The following is a 21,136-nucleotide window of genomic DNA, read 5'->3' on the forward strand; positions in this document are numbered from 1 at the left end:
CGACTCATCTCAAGGCTTCGCTCGATCCGCACGGCGCGGTAGAGTGAGCAGGCGTCCGGGCAACGGGCGCCCGTTCGCTTTCGGGGGGAGCCGATGACCACAACTACGCGCCGTTCCGTCCTGGCCGGCCTGGCCGCCACCGCCGCCAGCCCGGCCCTGGCCCAGTTCGACAGCGCCATCAAGCCGCAAAACGACCCGTGGGCGCAGGTCGATCCCTATGCCGATCCCCGGAATGGATTTTCGGCGCCGCCGCGCAGGCTGGCGCCCGCGGGCGAGCCTGGCCGCCAAGGGATTTTCGACGGGGCGGGCAGCCGCCGCTTCTCGGGCGACGAGGACCGCGAGGAATTGGCCTTGGCCAGGCAAAGCTTCGACCCCTGTCAGGCCGAAGATGGTGGCCCCGTCGCCAACAAGAAGCTGCAAGAGGCCATGGCGGCTTTCTTCAAGCCGATCGCCGCCGTCGCCGAGCGCCAGCAATTCCCATGGCATGCGTCGCTGGCCCGCAGCATGGAGATCAATGCCTGGACGGTCGGGGCCGGGCTGGTCTCGGTCAATGCCGGCCTGATCGCCATGTGCGATCATCCGGGCGAACTCGCCGCGGTTCTGGCGCACGAAGCCGGTCATGTCGATCACGGTCATATTCTGAAGGGCGCCAACCTGAGGCAGGCCCTGGCCGAGGCCGCGAAGTCGAACCCCGGGCTATTGACCGATGTCAGGGGCGCCATGGGCGGCGGAATCATTCCGCAGCAAGGGGGCGTTGCGGCCTTTCAGGTGTTGAAGGCGGGCTTCTCGCGCACCGACGAGTTCGAGGCCGACGAGCATGCCCTGCTCCTGATGTCGCGGGCGGGAATCAATCCCGAATGGGCGGTGTCGATGATGAGCAAGCTGGCGAAGTATGGCTTCATGCACGGACATCATCTGTTGAACGATTTGATTATCGATCATCCGCCCGCCCCGGAACGGGTGGCCAATATGAAGGCGAAATTGTCTGGCCTGCCCAGGCCGAAGACCGATATGGTCCCGTCGGGCTGGGACGCGCTGAAAGCTGCCATTCCGACCGACCCTAAATTCAAAGGTTCCTAAGGATTTCCAAGATGACCGATTTCAGTGCCATCTCCATCGACCAACTGACCGAGTTGGCCATTCATTGGGGCACCAGCGGATTCTGGGCGTTGGTGACCCTGGTGGTGGGCTGGACCCTGGCCGGCTGGGCCGAGCGGGCGGTGGCCGGCGGCCTGGCCCGGGTCAAGGTCGCCGATGCCATGCTGCGCGGCTTCTTCGCCTCGCTGGTCCGCTGGGGCCTGCTGACCGTCACCGGCATCGCCGTACTGGAACGCCTGGGCGTGCAGACCGCCTCGTTGGTGACCATCGTCGGTGCCGCCGGCCTGGCCATCGGCCTGGCCCTGCAGGGCACGCTGTCGAACCTGGCCGCCGGGGTGATGCTGCTGCTGTTTCGCCCGTTCAAGGTGGGCGATTCCATCGAGGCCGGCGCGTTGGCCGGCAAGGTCGGGCAGGTGTCGCTGTTTCACACCCAGTTGGTGACCGGCGACAACATCCAGGTCGTCACCCCCAATTCGGTGGTGTGGTCGGCATCGATCCGCAACATGACCCATTTCCCGACCCGCAAGGTCGATATCGCGGTGCCGCTGGCCTATGACGCGCCGGTCGATGCCACCATCGCCACCTTGCGCGCCCTGCTGGCGGCCGATCCCCGCATCGCCGCCGAGCCGGCGCCCGCGGTGGTGCTGACCAAGTTCGCCGAAAAAGCGGTCGATGTGGTGGTGTCGATCTGGGTGCCGGTGGGCGACATCGGGACCATCAGGTCCGACCTGATCGCCGCCATCTGGCGGGAATGCAAGGTCGGACCCAGCGCCTGATCGGTTGTCCGTCTAAAAGTCCTTCGCTTCGCTCAGTGTGCTTTTACACGTTGACTCAAAAAGAGAAAAATAGGCTTGGGGCGGCCCTGCGCCTATTTTTCGCGTATTGTGGCCGCCATGAGGCGAGCCGTGCTCGCCTCATGGCGGGAATACAAACCAATCCCGCGCGGAAAGCTTGCTTGAGCACGGGATTGCCCAACAAAATCGGGGAAAACTACACCGAGGCGAAGCCGCGGGACTTTTTCACGGGGGACTGATCAGCCGACGTTCAGCTTGGACGCCAACGCCTTGGTCAGGTCATAGACGCCGCGACGGATGGTCTCGTCGCCGATGCGGTGGTAATTGCGCATCATTTCAAGCCCTTCCCGGCCGGCATCGGGCGGCGCCAGCGGCTGGGCGGGGTCTTCCGACAGACCCGGCCCGGTCTTGGCCGGCAGGTCGTCGAAGAAGAAGCTGACCGGAACGTCCAGGGCTTCCGAGATATGATAAAGCCGGCTGGCGCTGATGCGGTTGGCGCCACTTTCGTATTTCTGCACCTGCTGGAAGGTCAGGCCGACGGCGCGCGCCAGTTCGGTCTGCGACAGTCCCATCAGGGTTCGGCGCAGGCGCAGGCGGGCACCGACATGCCGGTCGATGGGATCGGGCTCGCCCTCTTCGGTGCGGGCACGGTAAACGCGCTTGTCATTGGTGGGTTTGGTCATCTGCTACCATCACGCGACGGATAAGGATGCATACAATACCCGCCACGGTAATTGCATGCAAGCGCGTGTCCGGCAGGGTAGGACTTCAACCTCGACTAATTCTCGGTGGGCTCGGTGTCGGACCAGCCGCAGCGACGCAACAATTCGGCCATGTGGTCGGGCACCGGTGCGGTGGCGGTGATCGGCGGCTTCTTTGGGGTGAAGGGCAGGCTGATGGACCGGGCATGCAGATGCAGACGGGATGCTTCCAGGTCGCCGGTGCCCCGCCCATAGACCGCGTCGCCGGCCAGGGGCAGCCCGATCGAGGCAAGGTGCACCCGAATCTGGTGGGTCCGACCGGTCAGGGGCCGCGCCTCGATCCAGGTCAGGCGCTGGTCGCCGCCCAAGACCCGCCACCTTGTCGCCGACGGCTGGCCCTTGGGATCGACGATCATCCGCCAGCCGTGGCGGCGTTCCAGCTTCTTCAACGGGGCTTCGATCAGGCCTTGGTCGGCCTGCGGGCGGCCGACCACCACCGCCCAATAGACCTTGTCCACGCTGCTGCCGGCGAACAATTCGCCCAGCCGGGCCAGCGCCTTGCGGTGGCGGCCCAGCACCAGGCAGCCCGAGGTGTCGCGATCCAGCCGATGCGCCAGTTCCGGCGCGCGCGGCAGGCCGAAGCGCAACTGATCCAGCCATTGCATCAGGTTGGCGCTGCCATCGCGCGGACCGGCATGGACGGCGATGCCGGCCGGCTTGTCGATGATCAGCACCATGGCGTCCCGGTACAACAGCCGGGCCTCCAGGTTCATTTGGGAAACGGTGTCGCCTGGCACGATTGCCCCTTGGCCCGGATGTCGGCGCAAATCTTTTCGGCATTGGCCGGATCGGTCGGCCCGGCGATCAGTCGGTAGGTGGCGCCCAGATCGCCCAACTCGGCCTTGGACACCGTGAAGGACAGGGGCGCCAGATCGGGAAATTCCTTTTTCAACGCCTCATAGGCCTTCTCGGCGTGGATGGCCGTGCCCATCGAGAGCAGATGCAGGCCGGCCGGCGCGTTCGAGCCTGCGGGAATTTTCGGAGCCGACACCTGAGGCGGCGAGGGGATCACCTCGAACCGACCCGAGACGCCGCCCTCCATGCGGCCGACCGGGCGCCCGCTTCCGGCCTTCTTGACCACCTTCTTCGGTGCCGGCGGCGGTGGCGGCGGCAATTCGACGATCAGGGTCTCGGGCAGGGCGCCGTCGGCGATCATCTTCTGCAGCGCCTGGGCTTCGCCTTCTTGTTCGCTCGGGGTGATCAGGCCGGACTGTTTGAGCCGGTCCAACCTGGCCAGTCCGGCCCGGGCCTGGGCCATGTCGATCGGCGCCGCCAGCGTTGTGCGCGGCGCCTTGGCCCCGGGCATCATCGCGTCCAACAGGAAATTCCGCTCGGCACGGCGGGTTTCGGGCGTGCCCTTGGCGGTGTCGTACAGATGGTTGAAGCGCTTGACCAAGGACGAAGGAGGCGCGGTGGGGCGGTCCAGGCCGGCGGCCGGTGGAACAGGCACCGTGATCGGCAGCAGGGCGCCCAGATTGGCGGCGCGGCGTTGGGTCACGTCCTCCAGGCCGATCAGCCCGTCCTGACCCAGCTGCTTCAGGGCCAGGAAGCGAAGGGCGGCGGGGTCGCCGGCCAGCATCGCCTCGGCCTCGCTCCACGGGATGTCCACCCACGGAAACGGCAGGGCCGAGGGATCGGGCTGTTCCGGACGCTCGGGCGCGATCGGGTCGGGCATCGCCGGCGCGGGTCGGTTCAGCAGGGGCTCCAAGCCGGGGCGAGTCTTGGGCTTCTGGTAGCTTTCCATCTGCGCTTGCATCTCGGCCTCGGCGCGGCTGGTCTCGATCTCTTCCTTGAATTTGGTGCAGCCCGCCGCCAGCGCCGCCAGCGCCACAACAACCACAATTCGGGAACTCGGCCGCATGGGGCGCCTCGGATCGACATCGACTGGCGCCATTTTCCCCGCCTTGACGGGAAGCGCAAGTGATAAGCACCATGGCGCCATGGACCACCGTCTTTCCCAGGCCCGCGCCCTGATCCGCGCCAGCCGTTTCGCCGCCGCCATCCGCCTGCTGGAACCCGTGGCCGATTGGCCCGCCGCCGCCAGTCTGCTGGCCGGCGCCTATCGTCGTGACGCCCGTTACGCCGATTGCATCCGTCTGGTGGAAGGTCATGGCGCCGACATCCAGATGCTGTACGAAAAGGCCATGAGCCTGCTGGCCCAAAGCGACGCCCAGGCGGCGCTGGCGGCCTTCGACGCCTTGCTGGAACTCGATCCGGGCCGGGCGGCGGCGTGGTTCGGTGGCCACGGCCCGGCCTTGGAACTGGCCGGCCCCGACGCGGCGCTGGACCGGCTGGCCCAGGCCAGCGCCTGTGTCGGCGCCAACGGCAAGTACCACGCGTACGCCTACGGCCTGCTGCGGCTGATCGGCCGCCACCAGCAGGCGGCCGATCTGTTCGCCCGCGAATTGGCCGACCATCCGCGCCGCCGCCCGTTGGCCGACGGCATCGACGCGCTGATGGGGCACCTGGCCGCCGATTGTCGGGTGTTCGGCGTTTCCGCCAGCCTGCTGCGCCATGGGCTGGCCTGCGCCACCCGCCCGGGTCTGGTGCTGGAATTCGGCGTCCGGCGCGGAACTTCGATCACCCACCTGGCCCACGCCGCCGGGCAGATGGTGCACGGCTTCGATTCGTTCGAAGGACTGCCCGAGGATTGGGGCTCGGAGCAGGGTGGTGTCTTGACCACCGATGCTCAATTGCCGGCGGTGCCCGACAATGTCGCCTTGCACGCCGGCTGGTTCGACCAGACCCTGCCGGCCTTTCTGGACCTCCATCCCGGGCCGGTGCGGCTGGTCAATATCGACAGCGACATCTATTCCTCGGCCCGCTTCGTGCTGTTCGCGCTGGCCGACCGGATCGGGCCGGGGACGATTGTGGTGTTCGACGAAATGATCGGCAACCGCACCTGGGCCGACGACGAATACCGGGCCTTCGGCGAATTCGTCGCCGTCCATGGTATCCGCTGGCGGGTGATCGCAATGTCGCCCGCGACCAAGCAGGTCGCCGTCCAAATCCTAGAAGGCGGTGCCTAGGATCACGAGACCGTTGGGCCGGCCGGCGGCGACCAGGGCCTGCAGCAGGCCGGCCTGGGCATGGCCGAAGATGCCGTGCTGGGCGGCCAGGACCGGGATGTTGGCCGGCTGGCCCTCGAACGAGCTTTGGCAGATGGCGCGGTCGGCCGAGTTCATCGCCCGGCAGGGGAGCGGGCGGGCCCCATGAATCAGGCAGGCCCCTTGCGCCGACAATAACGGGCAGCGCAGTTTGGCTGCCCACCATTGGGCCGGCGACAACCCTTGCGCCTTCTGGCGCAACTCGGCCGAGGCGGTCTTGATCCGGCTTTGCGTCTTGGCCGGCAGCCGGGCGACGGCCGCATGAACCAACGCGACTTCCGCCTCGGTGGCGCCGACCATCTGGTGGCAGCAGAAGGAACAGCCCTTGGCGCAGGCCAGGCCCTTCAACTGCCGGCCCAGATCGGCGGTCCGGGCGGCGCGCGCCATATAGGATTCGGCGGCGGCGATGGCGGCTTCGGCGGCACCCTTCAGGTCGCGGGCGGCCAAGGGGGCGCGGGCGGCGGCGGCGGCCTGGGCCTCGGCCTCGCGGAAGGTCGGGGCGCTCATCAGTGGAAGGCCAGGGCCAGCGCCTCGGTCAGCGCCATCGGTTCGGGCGGCATGCCGGCCTCGCCCAGCGCCTGGGCCAGGCCGGCCTGGGCATGGCTGTAGATGCCGCGCTGGACCGCCACCAACGGAATGCGGGCCCCCTCGTCGCCGTCGTGCCAGGCCCGGCAGGCGGCGGCATCGGCCGACAGCACGGCTCGGCACGGTAGCGGGCGTGACGCGTGGATGGCGCAGGCCTGATCATCCAGCAGCGGGCAGGGGACGCGGGCCGCCTGCCACTTTTCGACCGGAAGGGCGCGCAGCCGGCATTCGGCCTGAGCCTGACGGGCGCGCACGCGGGCCCGGATGTCGGGGGCCAACGCCTCGATTGCGGCCAGCACCAGCTCTTCCTCGGCGGCGGTGATGCCGACCACCTGATGGCAGCACCAGTGGCAGCCCTTGGCGCAGGCGGCACCGGCCAGGGCTTGGGCCACCGCCGGCTCGCGGGCGGCTTCGGCGGCGACGGAATCGGCTAAGCGGATCACCGCGCGGGCGGCGGCCGGCAGGCCCTTGCCCAGCGCCTTGGTGGCCTCGACCCGGGCGCGTTCCTGGATGTCGCCGAAGGTCGGTGTGCCGGCCATGGCTAAAGCGCCTCGGCCGGTTCGGGCGGCGTCGCCGCTTCCTCGGGTTCCATCGGCACCAGTCGCAGCCGGCGCCCGTCGGTGCAAAAGCCCAGGCCCAGGCGGCCGTGCTTCAGCTTCAAGGCGTCCTCGCCGAACAATTCGCGCCGCCAGCCGTGCAGGGCGGCCACGTCGGCATTGTCGTCGGCGGCGATGGCCTCGATGTCGGCGGAATTGGCCACCAGCTTGCTGGCGACGTCGTGGGCGTCGCACTTCATCTTCAGCAGAACCTTCAACAGCTCGACCACAGGGGCCAGGCCGCGCGGCAGCTCGACCCTTTCCGGCGGGCGCGGGATGTCCTCGGCCGGCATGGCCAGGCCGCGCTTGACCGCGTCCAGCAGGGCTGCGCCCATCTTGCCTTCGACCATGCCCTTGCTCATGCCCCGCGTGCGGGCCAGTTCGTCGGTGGTAGCCGGGTGGTGGGCGGCGATTTCCATCAAGGTCTCGTCGCGCAGCATGCGCTGGCGCGGGATGTCGCGTTCTTGCGCCTCGCGCTCGCGCCAGGCGGCCAGTTCCTTCAGCACCGCCAGGAATTTCGGGCTGGTCGAGCGCGGCTTCAGGCGGCGCCAGGCCTGGTCGGGCACGGTGCGATAGGTGGCGGGATCGGCCAGTTCGGCCATTTCCTCGCTCAGCCACTCGATGCGGCCGTTCTTTTCCAGCTTGCGCACCAGCTTTTCATAGGCCACCCGCAGATGGGTGACGTCGGCCAGGGCGTACTGGATCTGCTTTTCGGTCAAGGGGCGCAGCGACCAGTCGGTGAAGCGCTGGGTCTTGTCGATGCGGGCCTTGGCCAATTGGGTGGCCAGGGTCTCGTAGCCGACCGAATCGCCGAAGCCGCACACCATGGCGGCGATCTGGGTGTCGAACAACGGCGTCGGCACCGCGCCCGACAGGTGAAGGAAGATTTCGATGTCCTGGCGGGCGGCGTGGAAGACCTTCAACACCTTGGGATTGGCCAAAAGCTCGAACATCGGCGCCAGGTCGATGCCGGGCGCCAGGGGGTCGACGGCGCGCGCCTCGTCCGGGCCGGCCAACTGCACCAGGCAAAGCTGCGGGTAGTAGGTCTTCTCCCGCATGAACTCGGTATCGACCGTGATGAAGGACGCTTCGGCCAGGCGCTGGCAGAAACGGGCGAGTTCGGCGGTGTCGGTAATCATCGGCATGGCCGAAGTTGATACACCTCTGGCTGCAAGCCGGCAAGTCGAGCCTTGCGCCACCCTTGACGAATGGGCGCCCTTGTGCCTTTTTCCCGGTTTCGAAATCATCGCGCGCCAGCGGAGTACGGCACCATGCACGCTTACCGGACCCACACCTGCGGCCAGCTTCGCAAAGACGATGCCGGCAAGATCGTTCGCCTGTCGGGCTGGGTGCATCGGAAGCGCGACCACGGCAACCTGCTGTTCATCGATCTGCGCGACCATTACGGCCTGACCCAGTGCGTGGTCGATACCTCCAGCCCGATCTTCCCGATCCTGGAAAAGGCCCGCCCCGAAAGCGTGATCACCGTCACCGGCAAGGTGGTGACCCGCTCGGCCGAGACGGTCAATGCCAAGCTCGCCACCGGCGAGATCGAGATGCAGGTCGCCGAGGCGGAAATCCAGTCCATGGCCGACATCCTGCCGATCCCGGTGGCCGGCGAATGCGATTACCCCGAGGACATGCGTCTGAAGTACCGCTTCCTGGATCTGCGCCGGGAAGAGGTACACGCCAACATGATGCTGCGCTCGCAGGTGATCGCCTATCTGCGCCAGGCGATGATCGCGCAGGGCTTCACCGAGTTCCAGACCCCGATCCTGACCGCCTCCAGCCCGGAAGGCGCGCGCGACTATCTGGTGCCGGCCCGTCTGCATCCCGGCAAGTTCTATGCGCTGCCGCAGGCGCCGCAGCAGTTCAAGCAGCTGTTGATGGTTGCGGGCTTCGACAAGTATTTCCAGATCGCGCCCTGCTTCCGTGACGAGGCCGGCCGCGCCGACCGTTCCCCGGGCGAGTTCTACCAGCTCGATTTCGAGATGAGCTATGTGACGCAAGACGACGTCTTCGCCGCCATCGAGCCGGTGCTGGAAGGGGTGTTCAAGGAATTCGGCAAGGGCCGCAAGGTCACGCCGGCGCCGTTCCCGCGCATTCCTTATGCCGAATCGATGTTGAAGTACGGTTCGGACAAGCCCGATCTCAGGAATCCCATCGAAATCGCCGACGTCACCGAACCGTTCCGCGGCTCGGGCTTCGGCCTGTTCGCCAAGCTGGTGGACAAGGGCGCGGTGGTGCGCGCCATCCCGGCTCCGGGCGCGGCCAACCAGCCGCGGTCGTGGTTCGACAAGCTGAACGAATGGGCGCGCGAGAACGGTGCCGGCGGCCTGGGCTACATCCAGTTCGCTGCAGACGGCCCCAAGGGCCCGATCGCCAAGAACCTGGAGCCGGCCCGCGTCGAGGCCATCAAGCAGGCCGCCAATCTGAAGGATGGCGACGCGGTGTTCTTCGCCTGCGACAAGGAATTGCCGGCCGCCAAGTTCGCCGGCTTGGTCCGCACCAAGATCGGCACCGAGCTGGATCTGCTGGAAAAGGACGTCTTCAAGTTCTGCTGGACCGTCGATTTCCCGATGTACGAGCTGAACGAGGAAACCGGCCTGGTCGATTTCAGCCACAACCCCTTCTCGATGCCCCAGGGCGGCATGGAGGCGCTGGAGACCCAGGACCCGCTGACCATCAACGCCTATCAGTACGACATCGTCTGCAACGGCGTCGAACTGTCGTCGGGCGCCATCCGTAACCACCGCGCCGATATCATGATCAAGGCCTTCGGCATCGCCGGCTACGGCCCGGAAGTGGTGGAAGAGAAGTTCGGCGGCATGCTGAACGCCTTCCGCTATGGCGCGCCGCCGCACGGTGGCTCGGCCCCTGGCGTCGATCGCATCGTCATGCTGCTGGCCGACCAGCCCAACATCCGCGAAGTCATCTTGTTCCCGATGAACCAGCAGGCCCAGGACCTGCTGATGGGCGCGCCGGCCGAAGTCGAGCCGCTGCGCTGGAAGGAACTGCACATCAAGCCCGATCTGCCCAAGCCGAAGAAGGAAGGCTGATCGGTCTCAATTTCATTGCGGCTATTAATCAACTTTTAAAACAATTGTTGCCAATCCCCCCTCGGCCGTTTACGGTGACACATCCTGTAATGCGGCAAGAGGGGGTCCGCGCATGGTAGCGGCCTTGAGCGTGGCAGAAAATGGGGTTCGGCGCTTTGCGCTGCCCGTTCTGACGCGCCTTGCCGTCGTGCTGACCCTGATGATGGGCCTTTCGGCCTGCGCCATTCCCCCCGCCATCAGCATCGCCAGCCTGGCCGCCGACGGCGTTCTGTTGGCCGCCACCGGCAAAAGCAAGACCGATCACGGCTTGTCGCTGGCCACCGGCAAGGATTGCGCCACCTTCCGTATCTTCGACGACCAGAATGTCTGCCAAGACGACGTCGTCGCCCAGATCGAGCCGATGCCGGCCGAGGTCGAGCGCGAGCTTGATCGTCTGCGCTCGCCGTCGGTGGCGGTCGCCCCGCCGCCGCGTGTCGCCCTGGCGACGGCGTTCGCCGGAACCTCGGGCGTTACCGCCGCCCAGCTGACCATGCCGCCTCATCTGTCGTCCGCCGACGTGCGGGTGGCGCAAAGCCGCGCTCTGGCGCCGATGCCGGTCGCCGTCGCGGTGGCCAGTCCCGGTCCCTTCAAGGTGGCGCTGGTGGCGCCGCCGAAATCGACGGTGCTGCACCGGGCCGGTTACAAAAGCGGGCGCGCCATCGCCGCCAATGCCGGCGCCAAGTTCAAGGCGGCCAAGCTCACCAAGAAGGTCGCCACCACATTTGGTCCGTCGCGCAAGGCCGGCAAGAAGGTGGCGTCGTTGGCGAACGGAACCGCCAAGGGCGGCATGAGTGTCGCCAAGGGGCTGGCCAGAAAGGTTTCTGCGCTGGCGCCGAACCGCGGCGCTGTTGCGCCGCCATCGCCGCCGGTGTCGCGTAAGGTGTCGTCGGCCCAGACCGGTCATGCGGTCCAATTGGCGATGCGCTGACCGTTCCTGCCTCGACCCGCCGCTTTCCCATAACCGATGTCTTTCGTCTTTGCCCGGTCTGCGCGGGGCGTGCGATGGTTTGCCATGGGTGCAAGCACACGCCCAAATAGCGTTACGCACATCTTAATACCAAATAAAGCGCGTTAATGTGCCCGTTATAGGGGTATAAATTCCGTATTGAAATCATCAATGCGGGAGGGCGTGGTCGTGCCGATCATCAATACCAACGGGCCGGATATCTACATGGTCAACTACAAGCGGGACTTCCCGCTGGTGGGGACCTATGTCGAGCAGGACGATCCCGATGCGGGGGCATCGGGCAAGATGAGCAAGTATCTGGGCGAATTGCTGAAGGCGCCGCCCGGCGGCACCCGCTACACCGACGTCATCATTCTGAACCACGGCTTCTGGAAGGATATCCCGGCCGCCAGCGACGATTTCGTTTCCTGGATCAACGGCTGGTGGCCGTGCCGGCCTGCCGGGCTTCTGGACAGCGATTTCAACCCGTTGGTGGTGGCCACGCACTGGCCCAGCAACCCGCTGGGGGACGGCACCGCCGATCAGTTGACGGCCAATGCCGTCTCGGCTTCGGCCTCGGCCCCGTCCGATCAGCAGACCATCGCCCAGTTGGTTCCCAACCAGGCGGCCCAACCGGCCCTGGTCCAGGCCTTGGGGCTGGTGCTGCCCTTCGCCCGAACGGCGCAGTCGGGGACGGCGATGCCGGACGATCTGGTGGCGGCGATCAACGCGGCGCTGGCCGAGGCCCAGGCCGGCGACGGCCTGGCCTCGGCCCCGATGGCGCCGGTGGCCAAGGGGACCAGTTGGGGCGACTTCCAGGATCAGGTGTGGAAACTGGCGATGAACTGGACCGGGATCGGGGCGTACATCCTGGCCTTCCTGATCGGGTTCGTCTTTCCGGTCGGGTCCTTGGTGTTTTCGTACTATGCCAGCTCGGCGCAGACCTTCGGCCAGCAAGCCGTGCTGCCGTTGGCGCAAAGCCTGGCCGCCGCACTTCCGGCCGCGCCGCCGCGCTTTCACGTCATGGGTCATTCCCTGGGGACCGGGGTGGTGTCCGAGATGCTGTTGGCCAACCAGCAGGCCGGCAAGGGGCCGGAATTCGGGCTGATCCTGCTGGCCCAGGGCGCCATCCCCAGCTGGAGCTACGCCAACAATATTCCCTTCGCCAGCATCGATGGCTCGCGGGTTCCCGGTCAGTTCAGCACCGTCCCCGCCGACGCCAAGGTGGCGGGTGGCCCGCTGCTGGCAACCTATTCCAGCCGGGACCAGATGGTGGGAACGCTTTACTTCATCGTGGCGACCGCCAAGGGGTGGTACGGCTCCGGCCAGGACGATCCCAACGAGTCGAGCTACGATTATCGCGGGCTGGGCAATGAAGGCTTCAGCGGTGAGGTGACCAATGGGGCGGGCGCCTCGACCGAGGCGATCGTGGTCGGCCCCGACGCCGTCACCCTGCCGTCCACATACGGTGCCGGACAGGTCTACAGCCTGGATGGCAAGACCTATATTTCCGGCCATTCCGACATCTGCGGCCCGCAGGTGGGGGGCGCGTTCTGGGCCGGATTGGCGGCGGCCGTCGCCGGTTCGTGACGGGAAGGGAAGAAATGGGAAGGCGGGCCCGGGTGGCCCGCCTTTTCGTTTACGCCGCCATCGGTTCAGCCTGGCGGCGCAGGACGTCCAAGGCCCGCTCGGCCCGCCAGAACCCGGGGGTCTGTTGGCCGCCATGGCGCTTCAGGAATTCGATGCGGTCCTCGATTTCGCCCAGCATGTCGCGCGGGCGGTCGGGCTGGGCCTTCTCGCCGGTCAGCGCGCCGATGGTCAGGTCGAAATCAGGGTGCAGTTCGCTGGGATAGCCGATCCACTGATATTCTTCCCAGCGCAACACCCCTTCCAGATACAGCTCGTGGGCGATCTCGGCGAAGCGGCGCGGCGACATGTGGCGCAGGTTGAAGCGCGGCTCGGGCTGCGGCGCGGGTGCGGGCAGGGCGATCACCGGCGGCAGCATGTCGCGGGTGGAAGACATCATCGGCTCTTGGCGAGCGGGACGGCCGGGCTGGTGGAACTGGATGGTCATGAACGGCGCTCCGTGATGCGGCGGGCCAGCGGCACTTCCGCGATGGTGTCGGTCAGCAGGTTCCGCAACTCGCCGACATTGCCCAGGGTGCGCAACTGGTCCCAGGACAGCGTGCCCTCGGTGAACAATTCGCCGACCAGGGTCGCCAGTTCGCGATCGGTCGGATGGGCCGGGGCGCAAGGCGGCGGCGGCGACAGCGGGGGAACGGCGACCGGAACTTGCGCGGTTCCGGTGAAATCACCGGCCTCTGCGCCCATCCAGTCGGGAGCGAAGTCGAACGTCATGTGCCTTCTCCTTCCTCGTGCGGTTCCCCTGGCTTGAGTGAAGCAACCGCCGTGCCAATCGCCGAATCAAGGCATCTCAGCCGTTCCCGTCCAAGCGGGTGGGTCGAATCTTCCGGCGGGCGGGTAATTCTTGCCGGGTGGTGGGAAAATCGTTCCCACGCCATATCTGTTGTGATGGAGAGACTTGTTCGCCGCCGCAGGTGCGGTAGAGTGCGGTCTGGTATGGTGAATCGTCGGGCGTTTGCGACGCAAATGTCGGACTGGCGCGGAGGCGTGGATGGCGTGGCGTTTGATTTCTGGGTCGGTCGCCCTGGGCATGGCCCTGGCGGCGGTGGCCCAGGCCGGGCCGGCCGATCTGGCACCGCACCGCGCGGTCTATTCCATGGGGCTGGCGTCCAGCAAGTCGGGGTCGGGCATCGCCGCCGCCTCGGGCACCATGAGCTACCAGTTCGATGATTCCTGCGATGGCTGGGTGGTGGAAAACCGCATCGCCATCAACTACGCCTACACCGAGGGCGGCCAGGTGGTCTCGACCACCGATTTCATCACCTGGGAATCCAAGGACGGTCTGCATTACAAGTTCCGCCTGCGCAACACCCGCGACGGCCAGGTGACCGAGGATATCGAGGGCACCGCCGACCTGAAGGGCAAGGGGCAAGGCGGCGTCGCCCGCTTCCTGCGGCCCGAGCCGATGACCATGGCCCTGCCCAAGGGGACGCTGTTTCCCACCGAACATACGGTGCGGCTGATCGACACTGCCCTGGCCGGCGGCCATTCCTTCTGGCGGGTGGTGTTCGACGGTTCGGGCACCGAAGGCCCCTACGAGGTCAACGCGGTGATCGGCAAGCAAAGCCAGGCACTGCCTGCCAAGGCGGTCAATCCGCTGCTGGGCAGCCCGTCCTGGCCGATGCGGCTGGCCTTCTTCCCCGTCGCCACCATCGACGCCCTGCCGAATTTCGAGATGGGTCTGGCCTATCACCCCAACGGGGTCGCCCGCGAGATCATGCAGACCTTCAAGAATTTCAGCCTGCTCGGCCGCCTGGAAAGCCTGGAATCGCTTCCGCGCCGGTCCTGCTGACCGACCATCAGCCCCAACAAGGAACACCTTCATGTCCGACCAGGAACTGGCCGCCCTTGATGCCACCATCGCCGAGCATCGGGCCAAGCGGGCGGCCGACCCCGACGCTTTGTTTCCCGAGCTGGCCGATGCCTTGATGGGGCGCGCCGGCCACCTGGCCGACCACGGCGACCATGACGGCGCCCTGGATGCCGCCCTGGAAGGGGTCGCGCATTTCCGTCTGCTCCATCAGGTCGATCCGGGTGTTTTCGCCATCCATCTGGCCTCGGCGCTGAACAATCTGTCGAACCGCCTGTCCGACCTGGGCCGCGACGACGAGGCGCGGGCCGCCGGCGACGAAGCCATCCGCCTGGCCCGGGGCGAGATCGACAGCCAGCCCGACCAGGCGCGCTTCGTGATGATCTCGGCCCTGTTGAACCAGTCGGGCCGGGCCTGGCGCGCCGGTCAGGCGCTGCAGGCCCTGGGCGAGATGAAGGACGCCGTCGAGGTGTTCCAGGATGGCGGCGAAGCCATGGGCCCGTTCATGGGGGTGATGGTCGATGCCCTGCACAGGAACGGCCTGGCCCTGGCCGAGGCCGGCCGCTGGGAAGAGGCGATCATGGTCCGCCGCATGGTGGCCGACTTGTTCCCCAAGGGCGAGGTGCCGCTGCCGGTCCATCACCTGCTGGGCCTGACCCTGCAGCAGGCCGCCTTCGCCAAAAGCCGCGCCGGCCAGCCCGGCGAGGCGCTGCCGCTGGTCGAGGAAGCCGCCGAGCTGGCGCGCGGCCTGGTCGACGCGGTGCCGGACCAGTATCGCCTGTACCTGGCCCAGTCGCTGGGCAACCTGGCCAGCCGCCAGCACGAGGCCGGCGCCAATGCCGAGGCGCTGGAATCGGCCATCGCGGCGGTCAACAGCTTCCAGGAAGCGGCGCAGTCGCAGCCGGGCGAGGCTTTGGCCCCGCTGGTGACCACGCTCGACACCTTCATCGCCGTGCTGATGGCCCTGGGCCATGCCGACCAGGCCGAAACCATCATCGCCCAGCGCGACCATCTGATGGAAGTGCTGGCGGAGGTCCGGGGGGGCGACCACGATTAGTCGATGGATGCCGAGGAACTCTATCAGGCCAGCCGATTTGCCGAGTTCGAACAGGCGCTAAAGATTCTGCTGGCTGATCCCGCGTTGGAGCTGACGGTCAGGACCCAGGTGGCCGCCCGACTGGGGCATTTTTATCGCCGTTGCGGCCGATGGGACATGGCCGAAGTCCTTTATCGGGCGCTTGAGCCGACCATCGATGACCGCGCCGGCTGCCGACGAATCCTGGCCGGCATTCTGCGCCGGCGAGGTCGGCCAGAGGAAAGTGCCGCCTTGCTCGAGCAGCTTCTGTCGGATTCGACAGGCACAGCCGACGCCGCATCTATCGCCTACCAGGCGGCGCTGGCGAGGTTGGCCGCGGGCGATCCCTCGGCCGCACATGCCCTGCTCGTCGGCTTGCGCCGGCTAAAGCCCGATCACGCCCCGGCTCACTGGCTCGTCGGCCTGTTGGAGTCCCAGGGGCGCCGCCCGGGCTGCCGGATCATCCAGGCCCTGGCCGCGCCGGCCGAGTTCGCGGCGCAGGCCGACGCGATCGCCTGGGAGGACTCGACCGATTGGGCTGCCTGCTGGTTCCGCTGGGCGTCCCACCCGGCCTACATGGCCCCTGAAACCGTCGAGAATTGCTCGTTCGTGGTGACCCATCCCGACGGGCGGCCGGCCGTGCTGGTCAGGCTGTGGGCCACCGAAAACGGCATCGAGTCCGGTGACACGGCGATCCATTTGCTGCAGGCGCCGGGTGTGGGCTGTTCCGATAAGGTGTTGGCGGCGGCTGTGGGGCATATCCTCGATCTGTGCAAGGCATTCGGTGGTCGTCCGCTGATCGCCGATCGAATGGCGCCTGAGCTGGGACAACTGGGCCGGGCCTGCCTGAAACAAGGGCTGAACGCCGAGCTGCAGGTCGGCCTGACCATCGATCTCGCCCGTCCGGTCGCGGAATTGTGGCAGGGTCTGCGCCCCAGCAACCACGCCCTGATCCACCGAGGCGAGACCAGCCTGGAGATGCGCTATCTCAATAGCGGCCAGCCCGATTGGGGACTGCTCGAGGATTTGCGCCAGTGCCATTATCGTTTCGTGCCTGCACCCGGGTCCGAGGCGTTGTTCTTCACCTTGCCGGTCTTGCGAGCCAAGATCGAAGCCGGTCATGCCGAGTTGTCGGTGGCGCGTCGCGACGGTCAGGCCGTCGCCGCGGTGCTGATTGTCGATGAAGGGGCAGACAGTCATTACGCCGTGGCGCGCTATCCGCGCGACTTGGCCGATAATTCGTCGCGCTTCACCTTGTGGGACGCCATCCTGCGGGCCAAGGCCCGGGGGCAAGCCCGCTTCCATCTGGGGGAATACGCTTTCGACGCAGCCCATCAAGGCAAGCTGCGCACTGTCGCCGACTTCAAGGCCGGCTTCACCAGGACGCGGATCTGCAAGATGGCTTGGCGGGTCGGGGGGTGATGGGCTGACGCAAGCGCCGACCTTTCCCCGAAACGGACGAAGCCCCCAGGTTTCCCTGGAGGCTTCGGTGGTGGGCGGTACAAGGATCGAACTTGTGACCCCTACCATGTCAAGGTAGTGCTCTACCGCTGAGCTAACCGCCCGTTGAGGGGCGCTTTCTAGCCCCTTTTTTCCCCCTTGGCAAGCCCTTCCTGAACGGATGTTTCAGCTCTTTTTTTCGCATTCCGGTGACAGCCGAAAAAATCCGGGTTAATAGGGTTGCTTATGGACTCCAGGCCCGCAGTCACCAACGGTTTTCCGGTATTTTCCGTTCTTGCTCCGCCCGAGCAGACGGTGCCAATGGTGTTCAGTTCGCCCCATTCGGGCCGTGACTACACGCCGGAATTCCTGGAATCGTCGCGGCTGGACCCGGCGACCCTGCGCCGGTCCGAGGATTCCTACGTCGATGAATTGTTCGCCTGCGTGGTCCGCCACGGGGCACCTTTGCTGGCCGCCAACTTCCCGCGCGCCTTCTGCGACCCCAACCGCGAGCCTTACGAACTGGACCCGCAGATGTTCGACGGCCTGCTGCCGGAATTCGCCAACATCCGCAGCCCGCGGGTGGCGGCGGGGCTGGGGACCATCGCCAAGGTGGTGGCCAGCGGCATCGACATCTATGCAAGGCGTCTGCCGGTGGCCGAGATCGAACGGCGCGTCGCCGGCTTCTATCGCCCCTATCATCGCCAACTCGAGGAAATGCTGGAACAGACCAGCCGTCGCTTCGGCTGGGCGGTGCTGGTCGATTGCCACTCGATGCCGTCGGTGGGCGGCCCGGCCGATTTCGACACCGGCCTGTCGCGGGTCGATATCGTGCTGGGCGATTGCTTCGGCGCCGCCTGCGCCTCGCCGATCTCCCAGGCCTTCGAGGATGCCTTCACCCGGCTCGGCTATCGGGTGGTGCGCAACACGCCCTATGCCGGCGGCTTCACCACCCGTCATTACGGCCAGCCGCGCAACGGCATCCATGCCGTCCAGATCGAGATCAACCGCGGCCTTTACATGAGCGAGCGCACCCATGCCAAGCTGGCCGACTTCGCCGGCCTGGCCGACGACATCGATCGGGTGGTGGCCGATGTCGCCCAGCAATTGCGCGGAAGGGACTTCCCATGACCGCCAACCAGGGCAAGGGGGCGTTGCCGGTGCTGGTGCGCGACGCCACCGCCGCCGACATCGACCAGATCCAGACCATCTACGCCTATTACGTCGCCAAAAGCGCGGCCACCTTCGAGGAAGAGGTGCCGGGGGCGGACGAGATGGCGCGCCGGCTGGCCGCCGTGCAGCGGCGAGGGTTCCCCTATCTGGTCGCCGAGGACCGGGGCGAGATCGTCGGCTATTGCTATGCCGGGCCATGGCGCGAGCGCTCGGCCTATCGTTACACCGTCGAGGATTCGATCTATGTCGCGCCGTTCGTCCAGCGCCGCGGCGTCGGGCGCATCTTGTTGGGCGAGCTGATCGACCGGTGCGCCGCCCTGGGCTATCGCCGGATGATCGCCGTCATCGGCGATTCCGCCAACCAGGGTTCGATTTCCTTGCATAGAGCCCTTGGTTTCTGCCAAGAAGGCGTGCTGCGCGGAGTGGGACTGAAATTCGGCCGTTGGGTCGATGTGGTCATCATGCACCGCATGTTGGGCGATGATTCGCAGCCATTGCCCGACGGTGGACTGGCTCCACCGCTTCCCAGGGACGAGGACCCGACATGAGCAACGAGAACCCGCGACCCAAACTTCCCGAAATGACCGCCGAGGACATGGCCTTCAACCGGCGCATCTTCTTCAGCCTGATGTTCGTCGGGCTGGTCTTGCTGGTGTCGCTGGCGCTGCCGTCCTTGCGCGAAATGTTCGCCGGTTAAGCACCAAACTACCACCGATGGGTAGGGTCTCTTAGCCCTCCTGGGCAGAACCTAACCGTCTGCGCCTGACGCGCGTATCGCTTGCGTGGTGTACTCTTTCCCTCATCAACCCGGCATCAGACCGGGACATGAAGCGAGGGAGCGTCATCATGACCATTCATTGGATGCCCAGAAATGCCAGCCGCGACGCCGAATTGGCCGTCGCGCTGAATGCCTGCGCCGACCAGTTGCTGCGTGCGTCCACGCAAAGTCAGCTGGAAGAGGCGGTACTGGCCAATTTGCGCTTGTGGCGTTCAATCCGCGAGCTGTGCCTGCGCAATCCCGCCTTCCGTGAGGCCGACGAACTGATCGATTCCGCCGACCATGTCGCCTCGCTGCTGGCCGCCCAAGGCCAGCTCGAGCCGCATCCGCGCGACATCGCCTTCGTCGCCGGCCGCAACATGGCGCTGGCCAGCGATCTTGCGGAAGAGCAGGGGGTGGAAACCGCCCGTCTGGCCCTGATGCGCGACTGGTCGGTCGAAGGCGGGCGGACCCGCTTCGAATCCTGGGTGATCGGCCGCATTTCGGCGCGCTGATCCATGCTGGTTCGGATGAGTATCGTTCATCCGAACCAGGGTAGCAATTCGTTTGCGCAAGCCGGGGCTCGGCGGGACACTGGGGCATCGACACCTGTCCAGACCGGAGCCGCCGCGTGGCCTATCGCCTGCCCCCGCTCAACACCCTGCGCCTGTTCGAGGCCTCGGGCCGCCACCTGTCCTTCAAGCTGGCGGCCGAGGAACTGAACGTGACCCCCAGCGCGGTCAGCCACGGCATCCAGGTGCTCGAGGATTGGCTGGGGGTGTCGCTGTTCGCGCGTGGTCACCGTTCGCTGGCCCTGACGGTGGCCGGTCAGGCGTATCTTCCGCGCGTGCGCGAGACGCTGGAGGCCCTGGCCTCGGCCACCGAGGCGGTGCCCGGCCGGCGGCCCAGCGGCCAATTGGCGGTCAGCGTGGCGCGGACCTTCGGGATGCGTTGGCTGATCCCCAATCTGCCCCGGTTCAACCGCCTGCATCCCGAGATCCAGGTCTCGGTCGATACCGCCACCCGGCTGGTGGAATTTCCCCGTGACGGCGTCGATGTCGCCATCCGCATGGGACGCGGCGACTGGCCCGACCTGATCGCCACTCGGCTGACCCACGAATCATTGGTACCGGTGTGTGCGCCGGCCATGGCGGCGACCATCTCCAGTGTCGCCGACCTGGCCGACAAGACTTTGCTGCATGTGGTGATCGCCAGCGAGGATTGGGCCGCCTGGGCCGAATTGGCCGGCATCCACGGGATGGATCTTGAACGCGGTGTGCGCATGGATGCGATCCATATGGCGCTGGAGGCGGCGGCGCAGGGGCTGGGGGTGGCCATCGCCCGCCTGCCGCTGGTCCAGGCCGAACTGGAGAGCGGCCGTCTGGTGCCGGTGCTGGGGCCGCCCAGGCCGTGCCAGTCGGCCCACTGGCTGGTGACCAGCCGCGAATCGCTGACCCGGCCCGAGGTGGCGGCCTTTTGCGCCTGGATCAAGTCCGAACTGGTCAGCCCGGACTATGCCGTAAACTCATAAACAGGCTTCCCTCTCGCGCCAGTCCGTGATTCAACGATTCCCTCAGACATGGAGGGGTGATGATGGCTCGGCGGTGGTACGAGTTGACGGAGCACGAATGGTCGATCATCGAGCCCTTGCTTCCGAACAAGCCCCGAGGCGTGCCCCGTGTTGATGACCGCCGGGTTCTGAACGGCATCCTGTGGCGCTTCCGGACGGGTTCGCCCAGGGCGGAAGTGCCCGAGCGCTAAGCCACCTCGACGACCTGCTACCACCGGATCGTCCGTTGGCGCAAGGCGGGCGTCCGGGATCGGCTCCAGGAGGAAATCTCCAAGGCCTACGATGGCGACTTCATCATGCCCGCCAAGCCGCACAAGAGGGGTGAATCAACTTACAGCATGTATGTTCCGGCAAGCGCCAAATTACCCTTACAAGCGCCCGGAGCGGTACGCAAGTACTTGGGGGAGGCGAAACGTTTTCCGGGGCATTGCTGAAGCAGAAAACGCGAATAAGGCGCGGAATGGACAGCAATGGTAATACGCGAATTTTGAGCAGGCATCACCAGGCCTCGTCACCGCTCGCGCAGCATGTCAAACAGCCAATAAGGTAAGACGAGCCCCATCATTCTGGCCGGATTGCACTTGATCTTCCACTTGTGTTGGAAAAGTGTTAGTCTTACCTGAAATATAAAGGGGGCTGGGCGGGATGGAAAGCTCAACAAAGTTGGAAAGATTCAAGGGCA

General features: G+C 66.4%; 22 protein-coding genes, 1 tRNA gene and 1 pseudogene. 15 read left to right on the top strand and 9 right to left on the bottom strand.

Features of this window, described 5'->3' with window-relative positions; translation table 11 throughout:
* Positions 1-93: 93 nt before the first annotated feature.
* Positions 94-1,080, top strand: a complete 987-nt coding sequence (locus tag MTBLM5_RS08840) for a M48 family metallopeptidase (RefSeq protein ID WP_173975726.1) — start codon at positions 94-96, stop codon at positions 1,078-1,080.
* A gap of 11 nt (positions 1,081-1,091) precedes the next feature.
* Positions 1,092-1,874 carry a mechanosensitive ion channel family protein gene (locus MTBLM5_RS08845; protein ID WP_173975728.1) on the top strand — a complete coding sequence of 261 codons (783 nt, stop codon included), beginning with the start codon at positions 1,092-1,094 and terminating at the stop codon, positions 1,872-1,874.
* Positions 1,875-2,131: 257 nt separating this feature from the next.
* Here MTBLM5_RS08845 and MTBLM5_RS08850 read toward each other — a convergent pair whose 3' ends face one another.
* The 3 genes from MTBLM5_RS08850 to MTBLM5_RS08860 all read right to left on the bottom strand — a co-directional run bounded on the left by MTBLM5_RS08850 (position 2,132) and on the right by MTBLM5_RS08860 (position 4,493).
* Positions 2,132-2,575: a helix-turn-helix domain-containing protein gene (locus MTBLM5_RS08850; RefSeq protein ID WP_068497911.1), complete on the bottom strand. Its 444-nt coding sequence runs from the start codon at positions 2,573-2,575 to the stop codon at positions 2,132-2,134.
* Positions 2,576-2,670: 95 nt separating this feature from the next.
* A complete protein-coding gene (locus MTBLM5_RS08855; RefSeq protein ID WP_173975729.1) occupies positions 2,671-3,366 on the bottom strand; it encodes an RluA family pseudouridine synthase in 696 nt (231 codons plus the stop codon).
* Positions 3,363-4,493 carry an SPOR domain-containing protein gene (locus MTBLM5_RS08860; protein WP_173975731.1) on the bottom strand — a complete coding sequence of 377 codons (1,131 nt, stop codon included), beginning with the start codon at positions 4,491-4,493 and terminating at the stop codon, positions 3,363-3,365. Before MTBLM5_RS08860 ends, MTBLM5_RS08855 begins: the two co-directional genes overlap by 4 nt.
* Positions 4,494-4,593: 100 nt before the next feature.
* On the opposite strand from MTBLM5_RS08860, the gene MTBLM5_RS08865 reads away from it, so the two are divergent.
* Complete coding sequence (locus MTBLM5_RS08865; protein WP_173975732.1) at positions 4,594-5,682, top strand: class I SAM-dependent methyltransferase; 1,089 nt, start codon at positions 4,594-4,596, stop codon at positions 5,680-5,682.
* Here MTBLM5_RS08865 and MTBLM5_RS08870 read toward each other — a convergent pair.
* From MTBLM5_RS08870 to rnd, 3 genes are read right to left on the bottom strand one after another with little or no spacing between them, the layout of a single operon-like run.
* Complete coding sequence (locus tag MTBLM5_RS08870) at positions 5,665-6,267, bottom strand: YkgJ family cysteine cluster protein (RefSeq protein ID WP_173975734.1); 603 nt, start codon at positions 6,265-6,267, stop codon at positions 5,665-5,667. The two genes, MTBLM5_RS08865 and MTBLM5_RS08870, sit on opposite strands and share 18 nt — an antisense overlap.
* Positions 6,267-6,884 (bottom strand): YkgJ family cysteine cluster protein, encoded by a 618-nt coding sequence (locus MTBLM5_RS08875; protein WP_173975736.1) that lies wholly within the window; start codon positions 6,882-6,884, stop codon positions 6,267-6,269. Before MTBLM5_RS08875 ends, MTBLM5_RS08870 begins: the two co-directional genes overlap by 1 nt.
* A 2-nt stretch (positions 6,885-6,886) precedes the next feature.
* On the bottom strand, positions 6,887-8,086 hold the full coding sequence (gene rnd / locus MTBLM5_RS08880) for a ribonuclease D (RefSeq protein WP_173975738.1): 1,200 nt from the start codon (positions 8,084-8,086) through the stop codon (positions 6,887-6,889).
* Positions 8,087-8,212: 126 nt separating this feature from the next.
* On the opposite strand from rnd, the gene aspS reads away from it, so the two are divergent.
* From aspS to MTBLM5_RS08895, 3 genes are all read left to right on the top strand, one after another.
* Positions 8,213-10,000 carry an aspartate--tRNA ligase gene (aspS, locus tag MTBLM5_RS08885; protein WP_173975740.1) on the top strand — a complete coding sequence of 596 codons (1,788 nt, stop codon included), beginning with the start codon at positions 8,213-8,215 and terminating at the stop codon, positions 9,998-10,000.
* Positions 10,001-10,124: 124 nt separating this feature from the next.
* A complete protein-coding gene (locus MTBLM5_RS08890) occupies positions 10,125-10,967 on the top strand; it encodes a hypothetical protein (protein ID WP_173975742.1) in 843 nt (280 codons plus the stop codon).
* A gap of 207 nt (positions 10,968-11,174) precedes the next feature.
* A complete protein-coding gene (locus MTBLM5_RS08895; protein WP_173975744.1) occupies positions 11,175-12,575 on the top strand; it encodes a hypothetical protein in 1,401 nt (466 codons plus the stop codon).
* 49 nt (positions 12,576-12,624) lie between these two features.
* Here MTBLM5_RS08895 and MTBLM5_RS08900 read toward each other — a convergent pair whose 3' ends face one another.
* Together MTBLM5_RS08900 and MTBLM5_RS08905 are read right to left on the bottom strand one after the other, a co-directional pair.
* Positions 12,625-13,059: a hypothetical protein gene (locus MTBLM5_RS08900; protein ID WP_173975746.1), complete on the bottom strand. Its 435-nt coding sequence runs from the start codon at positions 13,057-13,059 to the stop codon at positions 12,625-12,627.
* Positions 13,056-13,343 carry a hypothetical protein gene (locus MTBLM5_RS08905; RefSeq protein ID WP_156521156.1) on the bottom strand — a complete coding sequence of 96 codons (288 nt, stop codon included), beginning with the start codon at positions 13,341-13,343 and terminating at the stop codon, positions 13,056-13,058. The genes MTBLM5_RS08900 and MTBLM5_RS08905 overlap by 4 nt, the downstream gene beginning before the upstream one ends.
* A 277-nt stretch (positions 13,344-13,620) precedes the next feature.
* Between MTBLM5_RS08905 and MTBLM5_RS08910 the strand changes: the two genes are divergently transcribed.
* The 3 genes from MTBLM5_RS08910 to MTBLM5_RS08920 are packed head-to-tail and all read left to right on the top strand — an operon-like array spanning position 13,621 to position 16,936.
* Entirely contained in the window at positions 13,621-14,421 is an 801-nt protein-coding gene (locus MTBLM5_RS08910) for a cell envelope integrity EipB family protein (protein ID WP_173975748.1), read from the top strand.
* 31 nt (positions 14,422-14,452) lie between these two features.
* Entirely contained in the window at positions 14,453-15,496 is a 1,044-nt protein-coding gene (locus MTBLM5_RS08915; RefSeq protein WP_173975749.1) for a tetratricopeptide repeat protein, read from the top strand.
* A 3-nt stretch (positions 15,497-15,499) separates the two neighbouring features.
* Positions 15,500-16,936, top strand: a complete 1,437-nt coding sequence (locus tag MTBLM5_RS08920; protein ID WP_173975751.1) for a GNAT family N-acetyltransferase — start codon at positions 15,500-15,502, stop codon at positions 16,934-16,936.
* 68 nt (positions 16,937-17,004) lie between these two features.
* Here MTBLM5_RS08920 and MTBLM5_RS08925 read toward each other — a convergent pair.
* A tRNA-Val gene (locus MTBLM5_RS08925) sits at positions 17,005-17,079 on the bottom strand.
* A 121-nt stretch (positions 17,080-17,200) separates the two neighbouring features.
* Between MTBLM5_RS08925 and MTBLM5_RS08930 the strand changes: the two genes are divergently transcribed.
* The 6 genes and pseudogenes from MTBLM5_RS08930 to MTBLM5_RS08955 form a co-directional block, all read left to right on the top strand.
* The gene (locus MTBLM5_RS08930) at positions 17,201-18,085 is read left to right on the top strand and encodes an N-formylglutamate amidohydrolase (protein ID WP_173975753.1); all 885 of its coding nucleotides are present in this window, start codon (positions 17,201-17,203) and stop codon (positions 18,083-18,085) included.
* Positions 18,082-18,675, top strand: coding sequence for a GNAT family N-acetyltransferase (locus tag MTBLM5_RS08935; RefSeq protein WP_173975755.1), 594 nt, complete (start codon positions 18,082-18,084; stop codon positions 18,673-18,675). Before MTBLM5_RS08930 ends, MTBLM5_RS08935 begins: the two co-directional genes overlap by 4 nt.
* Positions 18,672-18,824: a hypothetical protein gene (locus MTBLM5_RS08940; RefSeq protein WP_173975756.1), complete on the top strand. Its 153-nt coding sequence runs from the start codon at positions 18,672-18,674 to the stop codon at positions 18,822-18,824. Before MTBLM5_RS08935 ends, MTBLM5_RS08940 begins: the two co-directional genes overlap by 4 nt.
* Before the next feature lie 149 nt (positions 18,825-18,973).
* Positions 18,974-19,399 (top strand): hypothetical protein, encoded by a 426-nt coding sequence (locus tag MTBLM5_RS08945; protein ID WP_173975757.1) that lies wholly within the window; start codon positions 18,974-18,976, stop codon positions 19,397-19,399.
* Between the two features lie 116 nt (positions 19,400-19,515).
* Entirely contained in the window at positions 19,516-20,415 is a 900-nt protein-coding gene (gcvA, locus tag MTBLM5_RS08950; RefSeq protein WP_173975758.1) for a transcriptional regulator GcvA, read from the top strand.
* Between the two features lie 62 nt (positions 20,416-20,477).
* Positions 20,478-20,753: pseudogene (locus MTBLM5_RS08955) on the top strand (transposase); the annotation flags it as partial.
* Positions 20,754-21,136 lie beyond the last annotated feature (383 nt).

The sequence above is a fragment of the Magnetospirillum sp. LM-5 genome (assembly GCF_902729445.1).
In the GTDB taxonomy this organism is placed as follows: domain Bacteria; phylum Pseudomonadota; class Alphaproteobacteria; order Rhodospirillales; family Magnetospirillaceae; genus Magnetospirillum.

Bases quoted from the DNA above. Each gene is read 5' to 3' on its own strand.
- MTBLM5_RS08935 (WP_173975755.1), top strand. From the start codon at position 18,082: ATGACCGCCAACCAGGGCAAGGGGGCGTTGCCGGTGCTGGTGCGCGAC.
- MTBLM5_RS08840 (WP_173975726.1), top strand. From the start codon at position 94: ATGACCACAACTACGCGCCGTTCCGTCCTGGCCGGCCTGGCCGCCACC.
- MTBLM5_RS08930 (WP_173975753.1), top strand. From the start codon at position 17,201: ATGGACTCCAGGCCCGCAGTCACCAACGGTTTTCCGGTATTTTCCGTT.
- aspS (WP_173975740.1), top strand. From the start codon at position 8,213: ATGCACGCTTACCGGACCCACACCTGCGGCCAGCTTCGCAAAGACGAT.
- MTBLM5_RS08875 (WP_173975736.1), bottom strand. From the start codon at position 6,884: ATGGCCGGCACACCGACCTTCGGCGACATCCAGGAACGCGCCCGGGTC.
- MTBLM5_RS08905 (WP_156521156.1), bottom strand. From the start codon at position 13,343: ATGACGTTCGACTTCGCTCCCGACTGGATGGGCGCAGAGGCCGGTGAT.
- MTBLM5_RS08870 (WP_173975734.1), bottom strand. From the start codon at position 6,267: ATGAGCGCCCCGACCTTCCGCGAGGCCGAGGCCCAGGCCGCCGCCGCC.
- MTBLM5_RS08945 (WP_173975757.1), top strand. From the start codon at position 18,974: ATGACCATTCATTGGATGCCCAGAAATGCCAGCCGCGACGCCGAATTG.
- MTBLM5_RS08910 (WP_173975748.1), top strand. From the start codon at position 13,621: ATGGCGTGGCGTTTGATTTCTGGGTCGGTCGCCCTGGGCATGGCCCTG.
- rnd (WP_173975738.1), bottom strand. From the start codon at position 8,086: ATGCCGATGATTACCGACACCGCCGAACTCGCCCGTTTCTGCCAGCGC.
- MTBLM5_RS08865 (WP_173975732.1), top strand. From the start codon at position 4,594: ATGGACCACCGTCTTTCCCAGGCCCGCGCCCTGATCCGCGCCAGCCGT.
- MTBLM5_RS08920 (WP_173975751.1), top strand. From the start codon at position 15,500: ATGGATGCCGAGGAACTCTATCAGGCCAGCCGATTTGCCGAGTTCGAA.
- MTBLM5_RS08915 (WP_173975749.1), top strand. From the start codon at position 14,453: ATGTCCGACCAGGAACTGGCCGCCCTTGATGCCACCATCGCCGAGCAT.
- MTBLM5_RS08850 (WP_068497911.1), bottom strand. From the start codon at position 2,575: ATGACCAAACCCACCAATGACAAGCGCGTTTACCGTGCCCGCACCGAA.
- MTBLM5_RS08855 (WP_173975729.1), bottom strand. From the start codon at position 3,366: ATGAACCTGGAGGCCCGGCTGTTGTACCGGGACGCCATGGTGCTGATC.
- MTBLM5_RS08900 (WP_173975746.1), bottom strand. From the start codon at position 13,059: ATGACCATCCAGTTCCACCAGCCCGGCCGTCCCGCTCGCCAAGAGCCG.
- MTBLM5_RS08940 (WP_173975756.1), top strand. From the start codon at position 18,672: ATGAGCAACGAGAACCCGCGACCCAAACTTCCCGAAATGACCGCCGAG.
- MTBLM5_RS08845 (WP_173975728.1), top strand. From the start codon at position 1,092: ATGACCGATTTCAGTGCCATCTCCATCGACCAACTGACCGAGTTGGCC.